Source organism: Streptomyces sp. NPDC090499 (assembly GCF_044769305.1).
In the GTDB taxonomy this organism is placed as follows: Bacteria; Actinomycetota; Actinomycetes; order Streptomycetales; family Streptomycetaceae; genus Streptomyces.
This window is the reverse complement of sequence record NZ_JBIVXP010000002.1, coordinates 593313-616035: the sequence shown is the minus strand read 5'-3', so window position 1 is coordinate 616035 and position 22723 is coordinate 593313. Positions and strand designations below refer to the sequence as shown.

Annotated in this window: 19 protein-coding genes and 1 pseudogene; 12 read left to right on the top strand and 8 right to left on the bottom strand. The window is 73.0% G+C overall.

Annotation, left to right across the window (positions count from 1 at the left end; translation table 11 throughout):
• Positions 1-88 precede the first annotated feature (88 nt).
• Positions 89-541 (bottom strand): DUF6114 domain-containing protein, encoded by a 453-nt coding sequence (locus ACIQVL_RS11165; RefSeq protein ID WP_403430316.1) that lies wholly within the window; start codon positions 539-541, stop codon positions 89-91.
• Complete coding sequence (locus tag ACIQVL_RS11160; protein WP_403430314.1) at positions 541-1239, bottom strand: DUF6230 family protein; 699 nt, start codon at positions 1237-1239, stop codon at positions 541-543. The genes ACIQVL_RS11165 and ACIQVL_RS11160 overlap by 1 nt, the downstream gene beginning before the upstream one ends.
• A gap of 607 nt (positions 1240-1846) precedes the next feature.
• Here ACIQVL_RS11160 and ACIQVL_RS11155 point away from each other — a divergent pair.
• Positions 1847-2491, top strand: a complete 645-nt coding sequence (locus ACIQVL_RS11155) for a Tat pathway signal sequence domain protein (protein WP_403430312.1) — start codon at positions 1847-1849, stop codon at positions 2489-2491.
• Positions 2492-2508: 17 nt separating this feature from the next.
• Here ACIQVL_RS11155 and ACIQVL_RS11150 read toward each other — a convergent pair whose 3' ends face one another.
• Positions 2509-3468: a lytic polysaccharide monooxygenase gene (locus ACIQVL_RS11150; protein ID WP_403475128.1), complete on the bottom strand. Its 960-nt coding sequence runs from the start codon at positions 3466-3468 to the stop codon at positions 2509-2511.
• A gap of 470 nt (positions 3469-3938) precedes the next feature.
• On the opposite strand from ACIQVL_RS11150, the gene ACIQVL_RS11145 reads away from it, so the two are divergent.
• Both ACIQVL_RS11145 and ACIQVL_RS11140 read left to right on the top strand, forming a co-directional pair.
• Positions 3939-4586 (top strand): ScbR family autoregulator-binding transcription factor, encoded by a 648-nt coding sequence (locus ACIQVL_RS11145; protein WP_403430308.1) that lies wholly within the window; start codon positions 3939-3941, stop codon positions 4584-4586.
• A gap of 78 nt (positions 4587-4664) precedes the next feature.
• Positions 4665-5825, top strand: coding sequence for a damage-control phosphatase ARMT1 family protein (locus ACIQVL_RS11140; RefSeq protein ID WP_403430306.1), 1161 nt, complete (start codon positions 4665-4667; stop codon positions 5823-5825).
• Here ACIQVL_RS11140 and ACIQVL_RS11135 read toward each other — a convergent pair.
• Positions 5797-7062 (bottom strand): cytochrome P450, encoded by a 1266-nt coding sequence (locus ACIQVL_RS11135; RefSeq protein WP_403430304.1) that lies wholly within the window; start codon positions 7060-7062, stop codon positions 5797-5799. The two genes, ACIQVL_RS11140 and ACIQVL_RS11135, sit on opposite strands and share 29 nt — an antisense overlap.
• Positions 7063-7244: 182 nt before the next feature.
• Here ACIQVL_RS11135 and cyc2 point away from each other — a divergent pair, with 182 nt between their 5' ends.
• Entirely contained in the window at positions 7245-9407 is a 2163-nt protein-coding gene (gene cyc2 / locus ACIQVL_RS11130) for a germacradienol/geosmin synthase Cyc2 (protein ID WP_403475127.1), read from the top strand.
• Positions 9408-9428: 21 nt separating this feature from the next.
• Here the strand turns inward: cyc2 and ACIQVL_RS11125 are convergent, their stop codons facing one another.
• The gene (locus ACIQVL_RS11125) at positions 9429-10259 is read right to left on the bottom strand and encodes a hypothetical protein (RefSeq protein WP_403475126.1); all 831 of its coding nucleotides are present in this window, start codon (positions 10257-10259) and stop codon (positions 9429-9431) included.
• Positions 10260-10471: 212 nt separating this feature from the next.
• Here ACIQVL_RS11125 and murJ point away from each other — a divergent pair.
• A pseudogene (gene murJ, locus ACIQVL_RS11120) lies at positions 10472-12231 on the top strand (murein biosynthesis integral membrane protein MurJ).
• Between the two features lie 41 nt (positions 12232-12272).
• Here murJ and ACIQVL_RS11115 read toward each other — a convergent pair.
• Positions 12273-13007 carry a hypothetical protein gene (locus ACIQVL_RS11115; protein ID WP_403475125.1) on the bottom strand — a complete coding sequence of 245 codons (735 nt, stop codon included), beginning with the start codon at positions 13005-13007 and terminating at the stop codon, positions 12273-12275.
• 87 nt (positions 13008-13094) lie between these two features.
• Here ACIQVL_RS11115 and ACIQVL_RS11110 point away from each other — a divergent pair, with 87 nt between their 5' ends.
• The 4 genes from ACIQVL_RS11110 to ACIQVL_RS11095 all read left to right on the top strand — a co-directional run bounded on the left by ACIQVL_RS11110 (position 13095) and on the right by ACIQVL_RS11095 (position 16960).
• Positions 13095-13979, top strand: a complete 885-nt coding sequence (locus ACIQVL_RS11110) for a LysR family transcriptional regulator (RefSeq protein ID WP_403475124.1) — start codon at positions 13095-13097, stop codon at positions 13977-13979.
• 91 nt (positions 13980-14070) lie between these two features.
• Positions 14071-14625: a PDZ domain-containing protein gene (locus ACIQVL_RS11105; RefSeq protein ID WP_403475123.1), complete on the top strand. Its 555-nt coding sequence runs from the start codon at positions 14071-14073 to the stop codon at positions 14623-14625.
• Between the two features lie 193 nt (positions 14626-14818).
• On the top strand, positions 14819-15949 hold the full coding sequence (locus ACIQVL_RS11100) for a M24 family metallopeptidase (RefSeq protein ID WP_403430290.1): 1131 nt from the start codon (positions 14819-14821) through the stop codon (positions 15947-15949).
• Between the two features lie 63 nt (positions 15950-16012).
• Positions 16013-16960: an aminoglycoside phosphotransferase family protein gene (locus tag ACIQVL_RS11095; protein WP_403430288.1), complete on the top strand. Its 948-nt coding sequence runs from the start codon at positions 16013-16015 to the stop codon at positions 16958-16960.
• 36 nt (positions 16961-16996) lie between these two features.
• On the opposite strand, the gene treZ is transcribed toward ACIQVL_RS11095, so the two are convergent.
• The gene (gene treZ, locus ACIQVL_RS11090; RefSeq protein WP_403475122.1) at positions 16997-18742 is read right to left on the bottom strand and encodes a malto-oligosyltrehalose trehalohydrolase; all 1746 of its coding nucleotides are present in this window, start codon (positions 18740-18742) and stop codon (positions 16997-16999) included.
• A 176-nt stretch (positions 18743-18918) separates the two neighbouring features.
• On the opposite strand from treZ, the gene ACIQVL_RS11085 reads away from it, so the two are divergent.
• The 3 genes from ACIQVL_RS11085 (at position 18919) to ACIQVL_RS11075 (ending at position 21391) form a co-directional block, all read left to right on the top strand.
• Positions 18919-19470 carry an FHA domain-containing protein gene (locus ACIQVL_RS11085; RefSeq protein ID WP_403430284.1) on the top strand — a complete coding sequence of 184 codons (552 nt, stop codon included), beginning with the start codon at positions 18919-18921 and terminating at the stop codon, positions 19468-19470.
• Between the two features lie 182 nt (positions 19471-19652).
• Positions 19653-20978 (top strand): M14 family zinc carboxypeptidase, encoded by a 1326-nt coding sequence (locus tag ACIQVL_RS11080; protein WP_403475121.1) that lies wholly within the window; start codon positions 19653-19655, stop codon positions 20976-20978.
• On the top strand, positions 20975-21391 hold the full coding sequence (locus tag ACIQVL_RS11075) for an SSI family serine proteinase inhibitor (RefSeq protein ID WP_403430280.1): 417 nt from the start codon (positions 20975-20977) through the stop codon (positions 21389-21391). Before ACIQVL_RS11080 ends, ACIQVL_RS11075 begins: the two co-directional genes overlap by 4 nt.
• Before the next feature lie 58 nt (positions 21392-21449).
• Here the strand turns inward: ACIQVL_RS11075 and ACIQVL_RS11070 are convergent, their stop codons facing one another.
• Positions 21450-22709 carry a M14 family zinc carboxypeptidase gene (locus ACIQVL_RS11070; protein WP_403430278.1) on the bottom strand — a complete coding sequence of 420 codons (1260 nt, stop codon included), beginning with the start codon at positions 22707-22709 and terminating at the stop codon, positions 21450-21452.
• Positions 22710-22723 lie beyond the last annotated feature (14 nt).

Here is a 22723-nt window from a genome sequence, read left to right as displayed (position 1 = left end):
CCGAGTTCCCTCGCATACGGCGCGAAGCTCCCCGCATATGAACGAAGAGGCGGACCGGAACCCGCCGGCCCGCCTCTTCCGTGGATGTTCAGACCGCTTCCGCGCCCTCGCCGAACCCCTGCGCCGCCGCCCGCGCAGCCTTGCGCCGCTTGCGCCGGCTCACCCGCGGCTCCTGGTCCGGCAGCCAGCCGAAGATCATGCAGCTGCCGACGGCCCCGAGCGCGAGGCCGACGAAGAAACCGCCCAGGTTGGAGGTGACCCAGGTGCCCAGGGAGCACAGGATGCCGAGGACGGAGTAGAAGAGGCGCTGCCCCGGGCTGAAGAGGGTCAGCAGGCCGCACACCACCATGATCACCGGCAGCAGGTAGCCCACCAGACCCTGCATGCCGATATGGATGACGACCTTCAGCGAGGCCTTCTCCGTGAGCAGGATCCACGTGCCGCCCAGGGCCAGCAGCAGCCCGCCCCAGAACGGCCGACGGGCCCGCCAACCACGGAAGGCGGGCCGCCACCCCACAGGTGGAGTGTCTGTGCCGGACATCAGCAACCCGAGCCGCTGAAGCTGAGTTTCAGGCCGGGAAGCTTGAACACCCCGGCGGTGGTCGCGTAGTTGATCTGCCGCAGGTTGTCGATGTGCACGGTGTCGGCCTGCTGGCTGAAGACGCCCAGGGGTCCCTTGACCCCGGCCTTGGTGAGGGTGCTCGCGTCGTTGCCGATCTCGATGTTGTTGAAGGACGCGTCGCCCGTCAGCTCGGTCGAGTCGGTGGTCAGGTCGGTCGCCTGCACCTTCGACGAGCCACTGCCCGCCTTGATGAGCAGGTTGGTACCGCCGAGGTCGACGCTCTGGCACAGGCTGTCCAGGGTCGCGTTCTTGATCGCGGAGGTGACAACCAGTACCTGGCCACCGGTGTCACCGGCGTTCGGGCTGCCGTCGGCCATGTTGTCGAGCGCACCGAACTGCTCGAAGCCGGTGCCGTCCAGCGACTTGGCGGTGACCGTGAAGGGCATGCCGGAGATGGAGAACGACACCCCCAGCGCCCCCTGCGCGGTCAGGACCGCGAGGCCGGCGAGGCCCAGCGTGGCCGGAACGGCCATCACGGCGGCCCGGCGGGCCCGGACCCGTCCCCGTCTCGGTGCACCTCCGGTGGCCCCGGTGGTGTCTGGTGTTTCGGAAAGAGAACCGCTTCCCGGGTTCTCAGGCGTGTTGTCGGCGGACGGAACGTCCGGGGACTCGGCCATGTCTGCTCCCATGCATTAGTCACGCGGGTTGGGCTTCAGTGGCGCGTTGTCCTGGCGCGGACAGCGGCTGCTGCGCACGCCTCCTCACAACTCCCGGCGGACGCAAGGGCTTTCTCGTTACGCAGCAGTAGCCAAGCCGCAAGTTACCGGCGGTTACTTTTCAGGGTCAAGACAGTTGTGAAAAAAGGGTGTTGAATTCGCGTCAATTATGTTCCGACCATGCATTCCCATGATCGATTGCTCAACTGCCTTGATCGGCCTTGACGTTGACGGCTGATCAGGTCTACAACTCTCCCTGGTTTCCTTCGGATCCGTGGCGCCGGATCCGCCGAGCGGCATCGACCGCTTCCCGGCCTCTTCGATCACCGCTCCGCTCAGCGGCGTCGGCACGGTCGCTTCCCCCCAGGGGCCGTGCCCGAACGCCTTTGACCGGCCCGGCCGGAGGCCTAACCCCCCCAGGCTTTCGGCCGGTGTCCGGCCTGGCTGCCGTTGTCGGCCCGTCACGTACGGAGAAGGCGTGACGGGCCGGCAACGGCCGGCGCCGCAGTCGCGCCCTCGAACCCCCATCTCACCCCACGCAGGACCCCCCAAGAAAGAGGCAACCCGCATGCGTACGCGATCCCTCCTCGCCCTCGCCGGTACCGTCGTCGCCCTCTCGGTCGCGGCCACCGTGCCCGCTTCCGCCGACGGCGCCGTGCTCACCACCGGCAGCGCCGGCGGCACCGCCGTCGCGGTCGGCGACACCCTCAGTGCGTCGCTGGCCAGCGGCACCACCGCCACCCTCTACTCCAGCGCCACCAGCACCAGCGGCATCACCTGTGCGGCCTCGACCTTCACCGCGACGGTCACCGACAACCCCGCCGCCTCCGGCACCGCCACCGAGTCCGCCACCGCGCAGACCTTCGGCAGCTGCACCAGCAACGTGACCGGCGTGACCGGTGTCTCCAGCATCACGGTCGACAACCTGCCGTACACCACCGCGGTCTCCTCGGACGGCACGGTCGCGGTCACCCCGCCGAGCGGCTCGACCATCCAGACCACGGTGAAGCTGACCACCCTCCTGGGCAGCATCACGTGCGTCTACCAGGCCGCGAGCCTGTCCGGCACGAGCTCCAACACCGACAACAGCCTCGCCTTCAGCAACCAGGCGTTCGCGAAGTCCTCCGGCTCCATCCTGTGCCCCTCCGCCGGCTACTTCACCGCCAAGTACGCCCCGGTCAGCGACAACGGCGCTGCCGTCTTCGTCAACTGACCCGGTAACAAAGGCCGTCAGCGTCTACGCAGACGCAACGCCAGGGCGGCGCCGCCGGTGAGCACCAGCACCGCTGCGGCGCCGCCCGCCACCAGTGGCGCCGACGGGCCCGAGCCGGGGTCCGTGTCGGAGGCCACCGGAGTGCTGTCGGCGGTGGTGGGTCCGGTCGTTGGGGAGACCGGGGTCGCCGCCGCCGTCCGCTGTGCCCGCGCGGCGGCGCTCTCCGAGGCGCCGGGAGCCGGCGTCGTACTCGACCGAGGCTTCGCGCCCGCCGTCGCCCCGCCGTCCTGCTGCCCGCCTCCGGCCGTTGCCTTCGCCGTGTCCTTCTTCGCCGCCTTCTTCGCCGTGAACACCACGTCGGAGCACGAGTAGTAGGTGTCCGGCGTGCTGCTGGTCTGCCAGACGGTGTACAGCACCTGACGGCCCGTCCGGTCGGTGGGCAGTACCGCGCTGAAGTGGTACGCGCCGTTCGTCAGCGGCGGGTCCTTGAACTCCGCGAAGGGCTGCGCCGGCAGCTCGGACCACGTCAGCGGCTTCGCCGGGTCGTAGCCGGGCTTCGTCAGATACAGCCTGAACGTGCCGGAGTGCGCGATCGTCGCGGCGTACGTCATCGTCATCCGGGCGCCCGGGGTCAGTTCGGTCGCGGGCCAGTCCGCGGGCGCCAGGTCGAGCCCCTTGTACGCCGGGAGACCGCCGCTGCACAACCTGCCGTCCGGAATCACCTGCCGGTCCCGGCCGTCGACGCCCGCCACCCGCACGTCGTCCCACGCGACGAAGTTCTGCCCGCTCGCGGCGATCGCCGCCTTGCAGGCCGCTGTCGCCGCGCTGCCGCCGCTCGGGGAGCAGCCGTAGGCCCGGCTCACGGGATAGGTGGGCGCGCCGTGCGCCCGGGCGGACCCCGCCGCCCACGACAGGAGCAGGAGCGGGGCCGCCACGGCGGCTCCCACGACTCTCAGGCGGGCGGTCGTCCGGGTCATGCGGGACGTCTCCTCGGCAGGCGCGGGTAGGGGGTTCTGCCGCATTGAGTACGGAAATCGGCGCCGCGCTGTTCAGCGCAGTTGGTCACAGGGCCGGTTGAAGTGCGCGACACCGACTGGATCGTCCGGTTTGCCGACTCTCCGGGCGCCGTTGAGAACCAACCGCGCGGCTCGTATCGTGGCGATCACCGATGACCGCCGGCCGACCGCGGCGCTTCCGGAAACCGGCGCGTGGGCGAGGGAGGAGCGCGTTCTGATCTCGTCCGTTCGTGCACTGCGGGCCCCTGTCCACGTGGCCCCATGCGTGACTTACACGTGTCCGTCACCAGGTCCGCACAGTTGCCTCCCGCTGCCGCACGGTGAGCTATCGTGTGCACGGGGTAAAAAACAAACCGCATGCCCCGTCGGTTTGGCAGCCGAGGCGTCGTTGAAGTCGTGAAGTACCGAAGCCGTGAAGGAGCGTCGAGTCGATGGCGAGGCAGTTACGCGCGGAGCAGACCCGCGCCACGATCATCACGGCCGCCGCCGACCTCTTCGACCGGCACGGCTACGAATCCACCAGCCTGAGCGAGATCGTCGAGCACGCGAAGGTCACCAAGGGGGCGCTCTACTTCCACTTCGCCGCCAAGGAGGACCTGGCGCACGCCATCATGGAACTCCAGTCCCGCACCTCCAGCCAGTTGGTGCGGGAGATGGACAGCCGCGGCTACTCCTCGCTGGAAGCCCTGATGCGCACCACGTTCGCCATCGCACGGCTGTCCGTCGACGGCCCGATCCCGCGCGCCGGCCTGCGCCTCGCCACCGCGGACGTCACCGTACGGCCGCCGCTCAGGCACCCGTTCACCGAGTGGCTGGAGTTCGCGACCCGCAAACTCACGGGCGCCGTGAAGGAGTCCGACGTACACCCGGACATAGACGTCGGCGCGGTCGCCCACTCGCTGGTCTGCTTCTTCGTCGGCACCCGCGTCGCCGGCCGCAACCTGGAGCCGGTGGGGCGGCTGCCGCGCAGGGTCGCCGAGATGTGGCACCTGATGATCCGCGGCCTGGTCCCGGTGCACCGTCGTGCCCGCTACCTCACCCTCGCCACCCAACTGGAACGCGAGATCAGAACGGCATGAGGGACGCCGTGACGGACGGCGTGACAGGCGTTCCGCGGTTCGGCGGAGCCGGGCGGCCCGCGCGATAGCGTGGCGTTCATGCCCGACTCCGCCGAACCGCCCGTGATCCTCGGCACCACCGGCCCGTTCCCGCACAGCGTGCTGGCCGAACGGCACCCCGCGATCATCCGCCAGGTGCGGGACGCCTTCCCGTACGGCCCCGAGCAGCACCGCGCCCTCGACGCGCTGCTGCGCAACTGCACCGAAGGCGTGATCGAACCCCTGCCCGCCGACGCGGGCCACTGGCGGGACTGGGGGCTGGACACCTGCACCGGCCGGTCCTGGTTCGACGTGCCGTGGCTCTGGTCGGAGAGCTACTTCTACCGCAGGCTCCTCGACGCCGTCGGCTACTTCGGCCCCGGCCCCTGGCAGGGCATCGACCCCTTCCGCCCCTTCAAGCTCGCCGAACTCGACGCCAAGGAGACCGACGAGGAACTGGCCGCGCTCGACGGCCTCGGCGACGACCCGGACCGGGCCCTGCTGCACGGCTCCCTGTGGGGCAACCGCGCCGACCTCGGCTTCCGGCTCTCCGCGGCCGGGTCGGGCGAGGCCGTCGACGCCCTGGTCGCCGACGACAGCGCCGCCCTGTGGCCGCTGCTCCACGGCGGCGGCACCCTGTGCCTGGTCGCCGACAACGCGGGCCGCGAACTCGTCCCCGACCTGCTGCTGATCGCCCACCTCCTGGACACGGACCGCGTCGCCCGTGCGGTCCTGCACATCAAGCCCTACCCGTACTACGTCTCCGACGCCACCACCGCCGACGTGCTCGACGCCCTGCGCAGGCTCACCGCGGCCCCGGGCGCCGCCGCCGGCTACGGCCGTACCCTCTGGTCGGCGATGGCCGACGGCCGCCTCACCGTGCGCGCCCACCCCTTCTCCTGCGCCCCGCTGCCGTACGCCGCGATGCCCGGCGACCTGCGCGCCGAGTTCGCCTCCGCCGCGCTGACGATCTTCAAGGGCGACCTCAACTACCGCCGTCTGGTGGGCGACCGGCTCTGGCCGCCGACCACCCCCTTCGCCGACGTCACCGCCTGGTTCCCGGGCCCGGTGGCCGCGCTGCGCACCCTCAAGTCCGACGTGATCACCGGGCTCTCCGCGGACACCGAGGCGGCCCTGGACGCGGCCGAGGGGGAGCACTGGCGCACGGCCGGCACCCACGCCCTGATCCAGGTCAACCCAGGTGCATCGGCAACGACTTGAGTCCGTTGATGAAGTTGGACACGAGCCGCCCGGCGGGACCGGCCGGCTTCAGGACGGCCGGCGCCTGCGCGTAGAGCGTGCGCAGCTGGAGCCGGGCGAAGTGGGCGCCCAGACAGACGTGCGGCCCGTCCCCGAAGGACACGTGCGGGTTCGGCGCGCGGGTCAGGTCGAGGCGGTCGGGCCCGGCGAAGGCCCGCTCGTCACGGTTGGCCGAGGCGTGCAGCACGACCACCTTGTCGCCCTTCCTGATGCGCCGCCCGCCCAGCTCGGTGTCCCGCGCGGCGGTACGGCGGAAGGTCAGCACCGGGGGATGCCAGCGCAGCAGCTCGTCCACCGCGCTGTCCGGTCCGGCCCGCCCCGCACGCAACAGGCGGTAGGACTCCGGGTGTTCGGCCAGCGCCAGCAGTCCGCCGGGGGCGGCCGAGCGCACCGTGTCGTTGCCCGCGACGGTCAGCAGGAAGAAGAACATCTCCAGTTCGCCGTCGGCGAGCTCCGGGTCGTGGGCGAGGGCCGTCATGACGTCGTCGGCCGGGTTGCGGCGCTTGTGCGCGGCGAGCTGCCGGGCGTACCCGAACATGTCCCGGAGCATCGCGGGCGACCGCGGATTCACCGGCCTGCCCTCGCCGTCGAGCGTCCCGGGCCCGGCCTCGTCAGGGTCCTGGTAGCCGATCACCCGCCGCGTCCAGTGCAGCAGCAGCCCCCGGTCGCTCTCCGGGACACCCAGCAGATCGGCGAGGTTGAGCAGTGCGTACTCGTCGGTGACGGCGGCGACCAGGTCCACGGTGCCGTCCCCCGCCTGAGCCGTCGCCAGCGCCCCGGCGAACAGGGTCCGCGCCCGCTCCCGCGCCACCGCCTCGAACCGCTCGATCCGCCCCGGCGTGAAGGCCCGGCTCACCGTCCGCCGCAGCCGCCCGTGCTGCGGCGGATCCTGGTTGAGCATCATGCGCCGGATGAACGGCAGGTCCTCCGGGTCCGGATCCCGGATCTGGGTCGCGCCGAGCCGTGACGAGTACGTCCCCGGGTCCCTGAGCACCCGTACCACGTCCGCATGCCGTGCCACCGCCCAGAACCCCGGCCCGGCCGGCCAGCCCAGCACCTCCGGCTCCCGCTGCCAGGCCACCGGGTGGTGGTCGCGCAGGACGCGGTAGTCGGCGTACGGCACGCCGACCGCGTACCGGCGCGGATCGAACACATCGGGTACGGGCGGGGCTTCACCGCCGCCGGCGGAGAGGGTCATGCGACCACGGTGGCCCGTGCGGCGGGACCGGGCAAGACGGTACCCCCGGGCGGCAGCGCCCGGCGGCACCGTGCGCATGCTTCGGAGAGGGCCGTGCCCGGATTCCGCGCCGGTTCACGCGATGGTGTGATCATGTGCCGCGCGGTGGATGGCCCTTGTGGCGCGCGGGTAGGGCCCCGGCCATGACGCAGCCGTTCGAACTCCCGCACTTCTACATGCCGTATCCCGCGCGGCTCAACCCGCACCTGGAGGAGGCCCGGACCCATTCCACCGAGTGGGCCCGCGAGATGGGCATGCTGGAGGGGTCCGGGATCTGGACCCAGGCCGATCTGGAGGCACACGACTACGGCCTGCTGTGCGGTTACACCCACCCCGACTGCGACGGCCCCGCCCTGTCGCTGATCACCGACTGGTACGTGTGGGTGTTCTTCTTCGACGACCACTTCCTCGACATGTACAAGCGCACCCAGGACCGCGCCGCGGGCAAGGCCCACCTCGACCGGCTCCCGCTGTTCATGCCGCTCGACCCGGCGACGCCCGTGCCGGAGCCGCAGAACCCCGTCGAGGCGGGCCTCGCCGACCTGTGGGCGCGCACGGTGCCGTCGATGTCGGTCGACTGGCGGCGGCGCTTCTCGGTCGCCACCGAGCACCTGCTGAACGAGTCGATGTGGGAGCTGTCCAACATCAACGAGGGGCGGATCGCCAACCCCGTCGAGTACATCGAGATGCGCCGCAAGGTGGGCGGCGCCCCCTGGTCTGCGGGGCTGGTGGAGTACGCGACGGCCGAGGTGCCCGCCGTCGTCTCCGGCTCGCGGCCGCTCAGGGTGCTCATGGAGACCTTCGCCGACGCCGTGCACCTGCGCAACGACCTGTTCTCCTACCAGCGCGAGGTGGAGGACGAGGGCGAGAACAGCAACGGCGTCCTGGTGCTGGAGACCTTCTTCGACTGCACGACCCAGGAGGCCGCCGACACGGTCAACGACATCCTCACCTCCCGCCTCCACCAGTTCGAGCACACCGCGCTCACCGAAGTCCCGGCCCTCGCCGCCGAGAAGGGCCTCGGGCCCGACCAGGCCGCCGCGATCGCCGCCTACACCAAGGGCCTCCAGGACTGGCAGTCCGGCGGCCACGAATGGCACCTGCGCTCCAGCCGCTACATGAACCAGGGAGCCGTCCCCTCCTCGCCCTGGCAGCAGCTCACCGGCCCCGGCACCTCCGCCGCGGACGTCGGCGCGCTGCTGGCCGCGGCCGCCGCGGAGCGCCTGCGCGCCTACACCCATGTGCCCTTCCAGCAGGTCGGCCCCTCCCTCCTGCCCGACTTCCGCATGCCGTACGAGGTCGAGCTCAACCCGCACCTCGACGCCGCCCGGCCCCGGCTGACCGCCTGGATGCACGGCACCGGCATGCTGTCCGAGGGCGTCTGGGACGAGCACCGGCTCGCCGCCTCCGACCTCGTGCTCTGCGCCGCGGGACTCGACCCCGACGCCGGACCCGGGGAACTCGACCTCAGCGCCCAGTGGCTGGCCTGGGGCACCTATGCCGACGACTACTACCCCCTCTGCTTCGGCACCCGGCGCGACCTGGCCGGCGCCCGGCTCGCCACGGCCCGCCTCTCGGCGTGCATGCCGCTCGCCGACGAGCCCGTGCCGGTGCCGGCCACCGGCACGGAACGCGGCCTCATCGACCTGTGGGCCCGCACCACCGCCGCGATGAGCCCCGAGGACCGGCTCGCCCTCAAGCAGTCCGTCGACGTGATGACCGAGAGCTGGCTCTGGGAGATGTCCAACCAGCTCCAGCACCGCATCCCCGACCCGGTCGACTACCTGGAGATGCGCCGGGCCACCTTCGGCTCCGACCTCACCCTGAGCCTGGCCCGCCTCGGCCACGGCCCGGCGATCCCCCCGGAGGTGTACCGCAGCGGCCCGGTGCGCTCCCTGGAGAACGCCGCCATCGACTACGGCATGCTCGTCAACGACGTCTTCTCCTACCAGAAGGAGATCCAGTACGAGGGCGAGCTGCACAACGCCATCCTCGTCGTGCAGAACTTCTTCGGCGTCGACTACCCGACCGCGCTCCACGTCGTCCACGACCTGATGACCCAGCGGATGCATCAGTTCGAACACGTCGTCGCGAGCGAACTCCCGCTCGTGTACGACGACTTCGAGCTGTCCGCGGAGGCGCGCCAGGCCATGGACGGCTACGTCCGCGACCTGCAGAACTGGATGGCCGGCATCCTCAACTGGCACCAGCACGTCGACCGCTACACGGCGGCCCACCTCGCCCGGCGGGCCCACGGCTTCGTCCCGGACCGTCCCCCGCTCGCCCCGGTGCTCCCGGTCGGCTGACGGCGTCCGTCGCGCGGGTGCCTACCGGAGGGAGGCGTGCAGACCCCGGGCCCGCTCGGCCTGCGCCAGGTCACCCAGCCGCTCGAACTCCGCGGCGAGCCCGAGCAGCGGTGCCGGACCGAGGTCCGTACTGCTGCCGGGCCGCAGCAGGCTCTGGTCCATGAAGATGCCGTCCAGGCGGCGGATCAGCGCCACCCGGGCGAGCTCGGTCATCCCCTGCTCGGCCGCCAGCCGCACCCAGGTGGACAGCGGCTCGGCGGCCGGGTCGCCGGCGACCTCGTGCCGTACCGATTCCCACAGGGGCGGCCGGGGGTGCGGGTCGAGCAGGTCGTAGGCGCCGCCTTCGTCCGCGTTCAGCAGGAGGAAGCCGGGCTCGGTGCGCAGCAGAGCCTTGTGCAGCATGCCGAGCAGCTCGACGGGGGAGCGGTCGGACAGGCCCAGGGCCGCGCGGAGTTCGGCGCGCTCCTCGTCGATGCCGTGGTACTCGCGGATCTCCTCCTCGATCTCGGCCACGCGCGCGAGGATCGCCGTCTCGCCGTCCGCCGGAGCCAGGTGCAGGAGGTCGCGCCAGCCCGGCAGGCCGATCACGGTCTCCAGCGCCTCGTCGACGGACGACCCTATGATCCCGGCCGAGCCCTCCGAGTCCGCGTAGAGCAGCGAGCCGTCCGCGCACACGAAGTAGGTGCCGCCGGTGTCGCTCCCCGCCACCGCTTCCAGCGAGCCGCCGGAGGCGAGACGAACCGGCTCGGCATGGCCGTGAACGGCCCGGTTCAGGTCGAAGTCGAAGGGGAACGCCGCGAGTTCGGCCAGGCGACGGTGCTGCCGGAGCAGCCGCAGGCAGTGATCGGTCATGTCACAGAACGTAACAGCCGCCACTGACAACGGCGTCCGACGACAGCGGGGAACGGGGTGACCCGGGCGCGGGACGGCCTCGGCGGGACCGTCCGTGTCGCCGCCCCACGGGCACCTCTTCCGAGCGCAGCACCCCGCGGAGGCAGGGTCGCCGCGCCGGTATGGTGACCTGTCCGTTGGGCTGGTCGGAGATACGGAGCGATGGGTCACGCATGGGTGCTGAAGGCGACGGCGACTTCGAGACGCTCCGGATCCGCCCGGTGTCCGGCTCCGCCGCGGGCGTGAACTCCGCCGCGACCGAGGCGTTACCGGCTCCGGCTGAAAGCCTGGGCGCCGGGCGGTCCGCCGGTCTCATGAAGTCCAGCGCTCTGATGGCGGCCGGAACCCTGGTTTCACGCCTGACCGGTTTTCTGCGCACTCTGGTCATGGGGGCCGCGCTGGGCGTGGGCACGCTCAACGACACCTACCAGGTCGCCAACACGCTCCCCACCATGATTTACGTGCTGGTGGGCGGGGGAGCCCTCAACGCGGTCTTCATCCCGCAGTTGGTGCGGTCGATGAAGGAGGACTCCGACGGAGGTGCCGCATACGCCAACCGTCTCATCACCCTGGTCGTCACATTCCTCGGCTCGACGACCCTGATATGTGTCGTCGCGGCGCCGGAGTTCATCCGCGTCATGTCGCCCTCGATGGCCACTCACCCCGACCAGATGCGGGTCGCGGTCGCCTTCGCCCGCTACTGCCTGCCCACCATGTTCTTCATGGGGATTCATGTGGTGATGGGCCAGATCCTCAATGCGCGGGGGCGGTTCGGCGCCATGATGTGGACGCCCGTCCTGAACAACATCCTGATCATCGCCGCTTTCGGGTCGTTCGTCCGGGTCTTCGGTACGGCCTCCCACTCGGGAGTCTCGGCATCGACGATCACGCCGCAGGGCGTTCGCTGCTCGGTCTCGGCACCCTCCTGGGACTGGCGGTTCAGGCCCTGGCCATGGTCCCCTACCTGCGCGACTCGGGATTCCGGATCCGTCCACGCTTCGACTGGCGCGGCCACGGCCTGGGGAAGGCTCTCGGCCTGGCGAAGTGGACCTTCCTGTTCGTACTCGTCAACCAGGCCGGCATGGTCGTCGTGACGCGTCTCGCCACCGCCGCCGGTGCGACCGCGGAGAGGACCGGGCACCCCGGCACCGGCATCACCGCCTACAACTACGCGCTTCTGCTCTGGCAGATGCCGCAGGCCATCATCACCGTCTCCGTGATGACAGCCATTCTTCCCCGCATCGCCCGCGCAGCCGCCGACGGCGACCACGGAGCAGTCCGGGACGACATCTCACGGGGCCTGCGTACTTCAGCGGTCGCCGTCGTTCCCTGCGCCTTCGCGTTTCTCGCGCTCGGCGTGCCGCTGATCCAACTGCTCTACGCCGGCGCCGGCGAGGAAGGCGCCCGCAACATCGGCTTCGTCCTGATGGCCTTCGCCCTGGGGCTGATCCCCTACTCGGTGCAGTACGTGGTACTGCGCGGGTTCTACGCCTACGAAGACACCCGGACGCCCTTCTTCAACACCCTCGTCGTCGCGCTCGTGAACGCCGCCGGATCTTTCGCGGCCTGTCTCCTGCTCCCCGCGCGGTGGGCCGTGACCGGCATGGCCCTCACCTACGGCCTGGCCTACGTCGTCGGCGTCGGCGTCGCCTGGAAACGGCTCCGCAGCCGGCTCGGCGGCGACCTCGACGGCCGTCGGGTCGTCCGAACCTACGCCCGTCTCGTCGGGGCGGCCCTTCCCGCGTCCCTGGCGGCCGGATCGGTCACCGTCTGGCTGATGACGGCGATTCACCCGCACGTCGTTGCCGCGCTCACGGCACTCGCCGCGGGCGCGGCCGTGCTGATCGCTCTGTTCGTCCCTCTCGCGCGCCTGATGCGCGTCGACGAGGTCGACGCCATAGTGCACATGGTGCGGGCGCGTCTCAGCCGCTGAACAACACGGCGGGCCGGGACCCGGACGGCGGGGCCCCGCCCTCACACCGACGCGCGCACCCGCTGGTCGGCGTGCGCGACCGCCGCACGGGCCAGCGCCCGGATCACCGGATGCGGGCGTGAGCCGTCGCCGGACAGTTCCGGCTGGAAGAGCGTGGCCAGGAAGAAGGGGTGGCCGGGCAGTTCGGCGACGCGGACGTGGCCGTCCTCGTCGTGGCCGGACAGCCGCAGCCCGTGGGCGCGCAGGGTGTCGAGGTGGCGGGAGGGGCCGTAGGAGCAGAAGTAGCGCTCGACCGTGCGCCCCGAGCCGATCGCCGACTCGGCCAGCGTGCCCGGCTCGACGCGCACCGCGGCCTCGTGACCCACCAGGGAGCAGGCCAGCGGCTCGATCAGGAGGTCCTCGGCGTCGGGGTCGTTCTCGGCGTGCGCGACCCGGGTCAGGCCGCAGACGTCGCGGGCGTACTCCAGGAGCGCGTGCTGGAAACCCCCGCAGGTGCCCAGGAACGGGATGCCCTCCTCGCGGGCGGTGCGGATCGCGCGCAGTACGCCCGTCTCGCTGCGGTACGGGCTGCCCGGCAGCACCCACACCGCGTCGAAACCGCGCACCGCGTCCGCGGCCTCGGCGTCCTCGGAGGGGATCCAGTAGGCGTCGAGGACCAGCCGGTCGCGCCGGGCGAGGGTGTCGAGGAGGAGCGGGATCCGGGTGTGCGACACGACGTTGGGGGAGCGGTCCCCGACCAGGGCGATCGTGGCGGTCCGAGCTGCGGAGTTCGTCATGGGCCCATCCTGGGCGCGCGCTCCGGTTCACGTCCAACGATGATTGATGCACCCTCGATAAGCATCGCTGATGCGATCCTGTGCGGTATGGACCCGCACCTCCTGCGTACGTACGTCACCGTCGCCCGCCTCGCCTCCTTCTCGGAGGCCGCGCGCGAGCTGGGCTACACCCAGTCCGCGGTCTCCCAGCACATCGCCGCCCTCGAACAGGACCTCGGCGCCGCCCTGCTCACCCGCCGCCCGGTGACCCCGACGGCGGCCGGCGAACGGCTCCTGGAACATGCGGGCCCGCTGCTGCTGCGCCTGGAGGCGGCCCGCGCCGACGTCGTACGGATGGCCGCCGCGCCCGCGCCCGGCCTGATCCTCGCCGCCACCCCGACCGCGCTCGGCCCCGCCGTCCTGGCCGCGCTCCCCGCCGTGGGCGTCACCCTGCGCGTCCTGCCCCGCGACGAGATCCCGGCCGCCGTGGCCACCGGCACCGCCGACCTGGGCCTGCTCGACGGCCTCGCCGCCCCCAGCGACCCGCTGCCGCTGCCCGACGTGGCGCCCCTGACCGCACACGGCGTCGGCGAGGAACCCGTCGCCGTCCTGCTCCCCGCCGGGCACCCGCTCGCCCGCCGCCCCGGCCTGCGCCTCGCGGACCTCGCCGACGCCCGCTGGCTCGACGCACCCGACGCGGCCCCGCCGCTGAGCCGGTTGCGCACCGCGACCGGCGGCGGCGCCTTCCGCCCGGCCCTGCGCTACGACGGCTCCGACGTCCGCACCCTGACCGCCCTGGCCGCCGCCGGCCACGGCCTCACCCTGCTGCCCCTGCGCACGGCCACCGGCGTCCCCGGCACGGTCCCGGTCCCCGTCACCGCCCCGCGCCTCGTCCACCGCGTGGAACTGGTGTACGGCGGGACGCCCGCGGGAGCGGCGGCGGACCTGGTGGCGAGCCTCCTCGACGCTGCCGGGGAGGCAGGTCGGGTCTAAGGCTGCCCGCTCCTGACCTGGGGTCAGTCTCACTCGTTCGTGTCTCGTCGCGCCCGCGTGCGCCGGGTAGAGCTCCGGGTGGAGGCGAACCATGGAACAGACCGCACTGCGTCCCAAACCGATCCCCGGTCAGGGGCGCGGGGACAGCCCCTCACCCGACCCGGCCCACCGCCCGCACGCCGCGCGCCGGCGCGGCCGCCGGATCAGGACCCTGCTGTTCGGCATCTTCGCCGGCACGGTCCTGGTGCTGTCCGGGGTCGGCCTCGGCACGGTCGGCGCCACCGTGATCGGCATGAGCAGACTGGCCGAACTGCGGCAGCAGACCCCGCCTACGACACCCCGCCCCGCACCTCCGGCCACCCCCACCCCCTCGCCGACGGTCACCGCGACCCTGGGCGTGGAGGCCGTGGACGCCGACAAGGTGGGCGCGCTGGTCGTGGGCGTCCATGTGCCGGGCCCGGGCTACTCGGCGGGGCTGGTGCGCGGCGACGTCCTGCTCCAGTTCGGCGCCGACCGGATCGACAGCGCCGCCGACCTGGTCCGGGTGATTGCCCGCGCCCACCCGGGAAAGGAGGCCCGGCTCACGGTGCGGCACGCGAGCGGGGGTTACCAGCAGCTGACCGTGGTGCCGGGCGTCGTGACTTGACATCCCGGTCGGCAGAGGCGCCCCTTCAGGGGCGCGGGGAACTGCGCGACCAGCCACGACGGCGCTGCATCCGCGACACGACCGCCATCCGCAACGGCGCTCGGGCGCAAACCGGCTCGCGCGGCCCCGCCACACCCGGCAGGATGCTCCCCGAGGCCCCGTACACCCACCTCACCGCCGTCAGGAGGCCTGAATGGCCGGCAGCAACAGGCCCGCCCCCTTCACCGCCGCCGACTACAGGTCCCGCATGGCGAGCGCGGCGCACACCGCGGCGGGCGCCGGACTCGCCGGCCTCCTGATCGCCCCCGGACCCGACATGGTGTGGCTCACCGGATACACCCCCACCGCGGTCACGGAGCGGCTCACCCTCCTCGTGCTGGCCCCCGGCCGGGACCCCGTGCTGATCGTCCCCACCCTGGAGGCCCCCGACGCCGAGAAGGCCGACGCGGCGGCCGTGCTGTCCCTGCGGGACTGGACCGACGGCACGGACCCCTACGCCGTGACCGCCGACCTGCTCGACGGGACCGGCCGGTTCGGTGTCAGCGACAACGCCTGGGCCATGCACCTGCTGGGCCTGCAGCGGACACTGCCCGACACCTCCTACGCCTCCCTCACCGATGCGCTCCCCATGCTCCGTGCCGTGAAGGACGCGGCCGAACTCGAACTCCTCGCCGCCGCCGGAGCGGCTGCGGATTCGGCGTTCGAGGAGATCCGCAAGGTCCCCTTCGCCGGCCGCCGCGAGTCCGACGTCGGCCACGACCTCGCCGACCTGCTGCGCCGCTTCGGCCACGAACAGGTCGACTTCACCATCGTCGGCTCAGGACCCAACGGCGCCAACCCGCACCACGAGGTCGGCGACCGGGTGATCCAGGACGGCGACATGGTCGTCCTCGACTTCGGCGGCCTCAAGGACGGCTACGGCTCCGACACCACCCGCACCGTGCACGTGGGCCCGCCGTCCGCCGAGGAGCGCGAGGTGCACGACATCGTGCGCGCCGCCCAGGAGGCCGGCTTCCGGGCGGTACGCCCCGGTGCCGCCTGCCAGGAGGTCGACCGGGCCGCCCGCGCGGTCATCACCGACGCCGGGTACGGCGAGTTCTTCATCCACCGCACCGGCCACGGCATCGGCGTCACCACGCACGAGCCGCCGTACATGATCGAGGGCGAGGAGCAGCCGCTGGTGTCCGGGATGTGCTTCTCCGTGGAGCCCGGCATCTATCTGCCCGGCCGCTTCGGCGTGCGGATCGAGGACATCGTCACGGTGACCGCGGAGGGCGGCCGTCGTTTCAACAACACCACCCGCGAGATGGTCGTCGTGGGCTGACCGACCCGGCCCCGGACCCATCCGCCCGCCCCTACCCCATCCCGAACGGCAACGGCGCGATCCATGACCCAGGCACCGACTCCCACCGCGGACACCGTCCGCAAACTGGTCCGTTCGCTGCTCAAGGAGAACGCCGACGGCGCCTCGGTCCCCGAGGTGCGGCCCGTCGCGCAGGGCGGCGCACACTCCACCTGGTGGGTCGGCACCCGGCACGTGCTGCGCCTCGCCCCCGACCGCGACGCCTCCGTCCGCCGGCGCCGCGAACTGCGGCTGCGCGACCTGATGCGGCCGCACCTGCCGGTGGCGGTCCCGGCCGGCGTGGCGCACGGCGAGTGGGCGCCGGGGCTGACGTACACGCTGGACACCGTGATCCCCGGGGGTACGGCCGAGGAGCACGACGTCTCCGCGGTGGGCGAGGCGGACCTGGCCGGGCTGCTCACCGGGCTCCGCGAGGTGCCGGTACGGCAGGCCGAGACGCTCGGCGTGCCGCGCACCCCGCCGCGCTCCCTGGAGGCGCTGCGCAGGATGGCGGTGCCCGCCGCCGAACGGCTCGCCGCCGCCGACGAGTTCGACGCCTCCCGGCTGCTCCAGCTGACCCCGCCGGGCGCCGCACAGCTCGCCGCCCAGCCCGGTACCGCCGTGCTGGTCCACCACGACCTCAAGGGCGAGCACCTGGTGGTCAGCGCCGACGGCAGGGTGCGCGGCGTCCTCGACTGGACCGACGCGGCGGTCGGCGACCCCGCCGAGGACATCGCGGGGCTCGCCCTCGCGGTCGGCTCCGGCGCCGCCGTCCGCGCGGCGACCCTCGCCGGTTACGGTGCCCGCCCCTGTCTGCGCGGTCTGTGGCTGGCCCGCTGCGACACCGTCGTCCGCCTCGCCGACCGCCTCGAAGGCCGCGACGACAGCCCCCTGCCGCTGCTGCGCACCCAACTGCGGCGCGCCTGGGAGACGATCCTGCTGGAGCGGGTGACGGAGCTGCGCGAGGAGACCGAGGACGACGAGGAGCTGTAGCGGCACGCCCGGAGCCGGGCCCGGACCGGGCCGGGGTCAGGCCTGGGTGAGCACCACGCACGACTCGCCCGGCACCCGCAGCACCCCGTCCGGGTCCGGTGCCGCCACGGTGTCCCACGCGGCCAGGACCTCCACCCGCCCGGTGCCGAGCGGGATCTCGGCCGGCTCCTTGCCCAGGTTCACCGCCACCCGCACGTCCCCGCGCCGGAACGCCAGCCAGCGGGCCGCCTCGTCGTACGCCACCTTGGTGTCGGCGAGATCGGGATCGGTCAGGTCCGGCTGCTCGCGGCGCAGCGCCAGCAGCCGGCGGTACCAGGCCAGCACGCGCGCGTGCGGCTCGCGCTCCGGCTCCGACCAGTCCAGGCAGGAGCGGTCCCGGGTCGCCGGGTCCTGCGGGTCCGGTACGTCCTCCTCGGCCCACCCGTGCGCCGCGAACTCCCGCCGCCTGCCGCGTCGTACGGCCTCCGCGAGGTCCGGGTCGGTGTGGTCGGTGAAGAACTGCCAGGGGGTGCCGGCCGCCCACTCCTCGCCCATGAACAGCATCGGCGTGAAGGGCGCGGTCAGGCTCAGCGTGGCGGCGCAGGCCAGCAGGCCGGGGGAGAGGGACGCCGAAAGCCGGTCGCCCTGGGCCCGGTTGCCGACCTGGTCGTGGGTCTGGGTGTAGCCGAGCAGCCGGTGCCCGGCCACCCGCGCCCGGTCCAGCGGGCGGCCGTGCCTGCGGCCACGGAAGCTGGAGTACGTGCCGTCGTGGAAGTAGCCCCCGGTGAGCGTCTTGGCGAGGGCGGCGAACGGGGCGCGGGCGAAGTCGGCGTAGTAGCCCTGGGACTCGCCGGTCAGCGCGGCGTGCAGGGCGTGGTGGAAGTCGTCGTTCCACTGCGCGTCCAGGCCGAACCCGTGCTCCGCGCGCGGGGTGATGACCCGCGGGTCGTTCAGGTCGGACTCGCCGACCAGGAACAGCGGCCGCCCCGACTCGGCCGCCAGGCCGGCCACCGCCGCCGACAGCTCCTCCAGGAAGTGGCACGCGCGCGTGTCGCGCAACGTGTGCACCGCGTCAAGGCGCAGCCCGTCGATCCGGTAGTCCCGCAGCCAGGCCAGCGCGCTGCCCAGCAGGTACCCGCGCACCTCGTCCGACCCGGGCGCGTCCAGGTTCACGGCGGAGCCCCAGGGCGTCTGGTGCGCGTCCGTGAAGTAGGGCCCGAACGCGGGCAGGTAGTTGCCGGACGGGCCGAGGTGGTTGTGCACGACGTCCAGGACGACACCCAGGCCGAGCTCATGGGCGCGGTCGACAAAGCGTTTCAGCGATGCGGGGCCGCCGTACGGCTCGTGCACCGCCCACAGCGAGACGCCCTCGTACCCCCAGCCGTGCCGGCCGGGGAACGGGCACAACGGCATCAACTCCACGTGCGTGACGCCCAGTTCCCGCAGGTGGCCGAGGCGGTCGGCGGCCGCGTCCAGGGTGCCCTCGGGGGTGTACGTGCCCACGTGCAGCTCGTAGAGGACCGCGCCGGGCAGCGCGCGCCCCGGCCAGGCGGCTCGCCACTCGTGGCGCTCGTGGTCGACGACCGCGCTCGGCCCGTCAGGGCCGTCCGGCTGGCGGCGCGAGCGCGGGTCGGGCAGCACCGGGCCGTCGTCCAGGGCGAACCCGTAGCGGGTGCCGTCCTCGGCGTCCGCCTCCCCGGTCCACCAGCCGGGCCGCTGCGGGTCGCGCCCCAACGCGCGCGTGTCGCCGCCGCAATGGAGCGTCACACGGTCTGCCTGCGGTGCCCACACCTCGAACTGCACGGACGGTCCCCTTCGTCTGGCTCATCGTGAGGTAGTGCGTCCATCGTGCCGTGAAAAGAGATCAATCCGCTTTGAATCCCGGCTTTGCGGAACGGGTGTCGCCGTCCGTACGCGCGCGTGACGGCCGTTTCCCCGTTTTCTGGACACCCGGGGTTCACTGACCCAGAATCGGCAGCGTGACGTCGTCCTTCGAGTTCCACACGTACCCCGCGCGGCTGTCCGACGCGGAGCGCGACAAGGCGCTGAGCGTGCTGCGCGACGGCGTCGCCATGGGACGGCTGTCGCACGACACGTTCGTGCGCCGCATGGAGCTGGCACTCGCCGCCCGCCGCTCCGACGAACTCGCGGCGCTCACCGCCGACCTGCCGCAGGAGAGCCGCTTCGCGCGCGTGCTCTTCGGTACCGTCGAGGCCGTCTCCGGCTTCACCGTACGGCTGCGCCGGGCCTGGCAGGCCGAGCGGCTGCCCAAGCTGCTGCTGCCGCACCCGGCGGGCGGCCATCCGCTGCGCATCGGCCGCGACCCCGCCAACGGGCTGCGGCTCAACCACGAGACGGTCTCCCGGGTGCATGCCGAACTCCGCCGCCAGGGCGGCCTGTGGATCCTCAGGGACCTCGGCTCCACCAACGGCACGACCGTGAACGGCCGCCGGGTGACCGGTGCCGCCGTCGTCCGCGAGGGCGACCAGGTCGCGTTCGGCCGGATGGCGTTCCGCCTCGCGAGCGACTGAACCCCGGGCCGTCCGCCGCCACCTGGCCGTGTCCCGCACGATGGCCGAAAAGTGTTTGTCCGTCGCGGTGTTGACGTACCCCCCAAGTCGTGACTGACTGTGCGTGAACCATGCACGCCATGTGAATCGACGGCGCCGCTCTGTGGAGGTGTGACCTGCCGCCCCTCCTCCGCTACCCGTCCGTGGACGAGCTCGCCGCGCGGGCGGCCGCACTGGTCGCCGACCGCCCCCGGGACGCCCGGCTGCGCCGGGCCGGGACCTCCCGCGCCGGCACCCCGATGTGGCTGCTTTCCATCGGTCACGGCGCCCGGCACGTCCTCGTCGTCGCAGGCCCGCACGCCAACGAACCCGTCGGCGGCGCCACCGTGCTGCGCCTCGCCGACCGCGTCCTCACCGACCCGAGGCTCACCGAGGACGCCGACGTCACCTGGAACCTGCTGCTGTGCCTGGACCCCGACGGCGCACGGCGCAACGAGGGCTGGCTGGCCGGGCCGTACACCCTCGGCCACTACTTCCGGAACTTCTTCCGGCCCGGCTTCCTGGAGCAGCCCGAATGGCTGCCCGACGGGGCGGCCGCCGCCGCGCTGCCCGAGACCCGGGCCCTGCTCGGCCTCCAGGACGAGCTGCGGCCCTTCCTCCAGTGCTCGCTGCACGGCGTCGACGTCGGCGGCGGCTTCGTCGAGCTGACCCGTGAGCTGCCGGGCCTGGACCGGCGCCTCGCGCACACCGCGACCCGGCTCGGCATCCCCCGCGAACTCGGCGCCTACGACACCCTGTACTGGCCCACCCTGGGCCCGGCCGTCTACCGCGTCCCGCCGCCGCGCCGGGGCGACCGGGCGGCCGCCATCACCGAGGCCGCCGTCGAGTCCACCTGGTTCCACCCCTACCGGCACGGCACCGTCACCGCCATCGTCGAGGCGCCCATGTGGGGCGTGGCCGCCGTCCAGGACGGCACACCGCCCGCCGACCGGGACGCGGCGCTGCGCTCGGTCAGCCGGACCCTGCGGCGCGACACGGAGCTCCTGGACGGCGTCCTGGCCCGGGTCCGGCCGCAGCTGTACGCGGCGCCGGACGCTGCCCGGCTGCTCGCGCCGGTCGACGACTACCTGCTGGTCCGCCCCGGCCTCGCCGACGCCTGGGACCCCGACACGGACGCCGGCAGCGCCCGCCCACTGCCCCCGCTCAGCTCCGCCCACCTGGCCGCCCTGCGCATCGCCGGGCGCCGGCTGGCCCTGCGCACCGCCGGGATGCTGCACCAGCTCCTGCGCAGCACCGGCCACGACCCGGCCGCCGCCCTGCCCGACCTGGACCAGCTGATCGACACCTGGTGCGCGGACTTCCACGACGCCCTCGGCGCACGCTGGATCCCGGTCGCACGCCAGGCCGAGTACCAGACACGGATGGTCCTGAGCGCCTTCGAACTGGCACGCCGCCACGCGCGCGTGCCTGCCCGATCGGGTGAGCCGGACTGGGGAACCGAGCCCGCCGTGCCGATGCACGGGGAATGACACATCTCAGCAAAGCGACAGCGGCCTGCGGTGCCCTGCTGGCCGCGGCCGCCCTCCTCGCCGCCGGACCGGCCCGGGCCGTGCCGGCCGCGACGCACGGCGGCGACTACCTGTACCTGACCGTCACCCAGGGCGAGGACCAGTCCGGCGACGCGCACGGCACCGTCCTGCTCTGCGACCCGCCCCAGGGGTACTCGCGCGCGGCCGAGGCCTGTGCCGAACTGGCCGCGACGGGCGGTGACATCGCCCGCATCACCCCGGCCAAGGACGCGATGTGCCCGATGGTCTACGCCCCGGTGACCGCCCAGGCGCGCGGGCAGTGGAACGGCAGGCCGATCGAGTACCGCGAGACGTTCCCGAACTCCTGCCAGCTGGCGGCCCGGACCGGTCCGGTCTTCGCCCTCGACGACTGAGCCCGAGGGCGGCGTGCGGCCCCCGGACCAGGCCCCGGAAGCGGGCCCCCGCCGGGCCTCACGCCGCCTGCTCACGCGCGTGCTGCGCGGCCGCCAGCACCGTCCTGGACTGATGCTCCACCTGGCGCTCCAGCGGCACCCAGCGGGCCTGGAAGCGCTCGCCGTAGGCCTCGCACCAGGAGGCCACCAGCGCCTCCAGCCGCGGTGCCGCGCGGTCGTCCGCCTCCCGCAGCACCCGCAGCAGCATCGACGCGGCCCGCAACGGCAGCCGCCGCCCGAAGGCGTCCACGCTGCCGACGTACGCCATCGTGGTGTCGACCGGCGGCCGCTGGATCCAGTCCTCGGCCAGCCCGGGGATCAGCCCCAGCGCCCACCGGGCGGCCCGCAGCAGCGGCCCGTCCAGGCGGCCCAGGCCGTCCAGCCTGGGCAGCGCCTCGGCCAGCACCCGCTCCACCTCCCGTGAGTCCCGCAGCAGCCGGAGCGCCAGCCGCCGCATCGCCGCCGCGGCCGCCGGGTGCGGCGCCGGGTCGTCGACCAGGTCGCTCGCCCACATCGGCACCTCGACCACCGCGGTGAGACCGCCGTAGCGGTGCGCGTGGTACCAGGTGCTGTGCCGTGCGTCGTCCGGCATGCTCGGGTACGCCACCCCCGTCTCCGGACCCGGCATCACCCGCACCCCGGGCCCGGAGTGCGGCCAGCCCGCGGCGTCCGAGGCGCCCGTCTCCACCGGGATGTGCAGCTCCGCCGCGGACTTGGCGAACGGTTCGGCGAGCCCCGGCACGTCCCTCGTCAGCTGCACCCAGCTGCCGCCCAGATCGGTGCCGTGCAGGGTCACCTGGAGGTAGGGGCGCAGTTCGTCGATCACCCCGAGCAGCGCCCGGGTCTCGGGCGGCAGCCGGTCCGGCGGCAGCACCGACGGCGACCACTCCGGCTGCTCCGGGCCGGCCGGCCGGTAGAAGCCGAGGTGGTAGTCGAACAGGCTGCGCGGGGCCGGGGTGACGTGCAGGCTCGCCCCGTCCGGGTCCGCGCAGAGCAGGAAGTGCCAGGAGTTCTCCGCCCGCAGCTTCCGCTCGTGCAGCACCCGTTCGGCCAGTGCCTGGAGGGTGCCGCCCCCGGTCGGCTCGTTGGCATGCGCACCCGCGACCACCAGGACCGCCCGCCGGGCGTGTCCGACGGACAGCAGGTGCAGCGGTCTGCCCGCGCGGGAGACGCCGATCTGCCGCAACGTGCACAGGCCGGGCCGGTGCGCGGCCAGCGCCCGGGCGGTGGCGACGAGTTCGGGAACACTGGGGTAACGCAGCTCCGGCAGGAGACTCACCCCCGACTTGTCCG

What these genes read in the sequence shown, in the direction of transcription:
- ACIQVL_RS11165 (WP_403430316.1), bottom strand. Translation starts at nt 541, where the DNA reads ATGTCCGGCACAGACACTCCACCTGTGGGGTGGCGGCCCGCCTTCCGT.
- ACIQVL_RS11160 (WP_403430314.1), bottom strand. Translation starts at nt 1,239, where the DNA reads ATGGCCGAGTCCCCGGACGTTCCGTCCGCCGACAACACGCCTGAGAAC.
- ACIQVL_RS11155 (WP_403430312.1), top strand. Translation starts at nt 1,847, where the DNA reads ATGCGTACGCGATCCCTCCTCGCCCTCGCCGGTACCGTCGTCGCCCTC.
- ACIQVL_RS11150 (WP_403475128.1), bottom strand. Translation starts at nt 3,468, where the DNA reads ATGACCCGGACGACCGCCCGCCTGAGAGTCGTGGGAGCCGCCGTGGCG.
- ACIQVL_RS11145 (WP_403430308.1), top strand. Translation starts at nt 3,939, where the DNA reads ATGGCGAGGCAGTTACGCGCGGAGCAGACCCGCGCCACGATCATCACG.
- ACIQVL_RS11140 (WP_403430306.1), top strand. Translation starts at nt 4,665, where the DNA reads ATGCCCGACTCCGCCGAACCGCCCGTGATCCTCGGCACCACCGGCCCG.
- ACIQVL_RS11135 (WP_403430304.1), bottom strand. Translation starts at nt 7,062, where the DNA reads ATGACCCTCTCCGCCGGCGGCGGTGAAGCCCCGCCCGTACCCGATGTG.
- cyc2 (WP_403475127.1), top strand. Translation starts at nt 7,245, where the DNA reads ATGACGCAGCCGTTCGAACTCCCGCACTTCTACATGCCGTATCCCGCG.
- ACIQVL_RS11125 (WP_403475126.1), bottom strand. Translation starts at nt 10,259, where the DNA reads ATGACCGATCACTGCCTGCGGCTGCTCCGGCAGCACCGTCGCCTGGCC.
- ACIQVL_RS11115 (WP_403475125.1), bottom strand. Translation starts at nt 13,007, where the DNA reads ATGACGAACTCCGCAGCTCGGACCGCCACGATCGCCCTGGTCGGGGAC.
- ACIQVL_RS11110 (WP_403475124.1), top strand. Translation starts at nt 13,095, where the DNA reads ATGGACCCGCACCTCCTGCGTACGTACGTCACCGTCGCCCGCCTCGCC.
- ACIQVL_RS11105 (WP_403475123.1), top strand. Translation starts at nt 14,071, where the DNA reads ATGGAACAGACCGCACTGCGTCCCAAACCGATCCCCGGTCAGGGGCGC.
- ACIQVL_RS11100 (WP_403430290.1), top strand. Translation starts at nt 14,819, where the DNA reads ATGGCCGGCAGCAACAGGCCCGCCCCCTTCACCGCCGCCGACTACAGG.
- ACIQVL_RS11095 (WP_403430288.1), top strand. Translation starts at nt 16,013, where the DNA reads ATGACCCAGGCACCGACTCCCACCGCGGACACCGTCCGCAAACTGGTC.
- ACIQVL_RS11075 (WP_403430280.1), top strand. Translation starts at nt 20,975, where the DNA reads ATGACACATCTCAGCAAAGCGACAGCGGCCTGCGGTGCCCTGCTGGCC.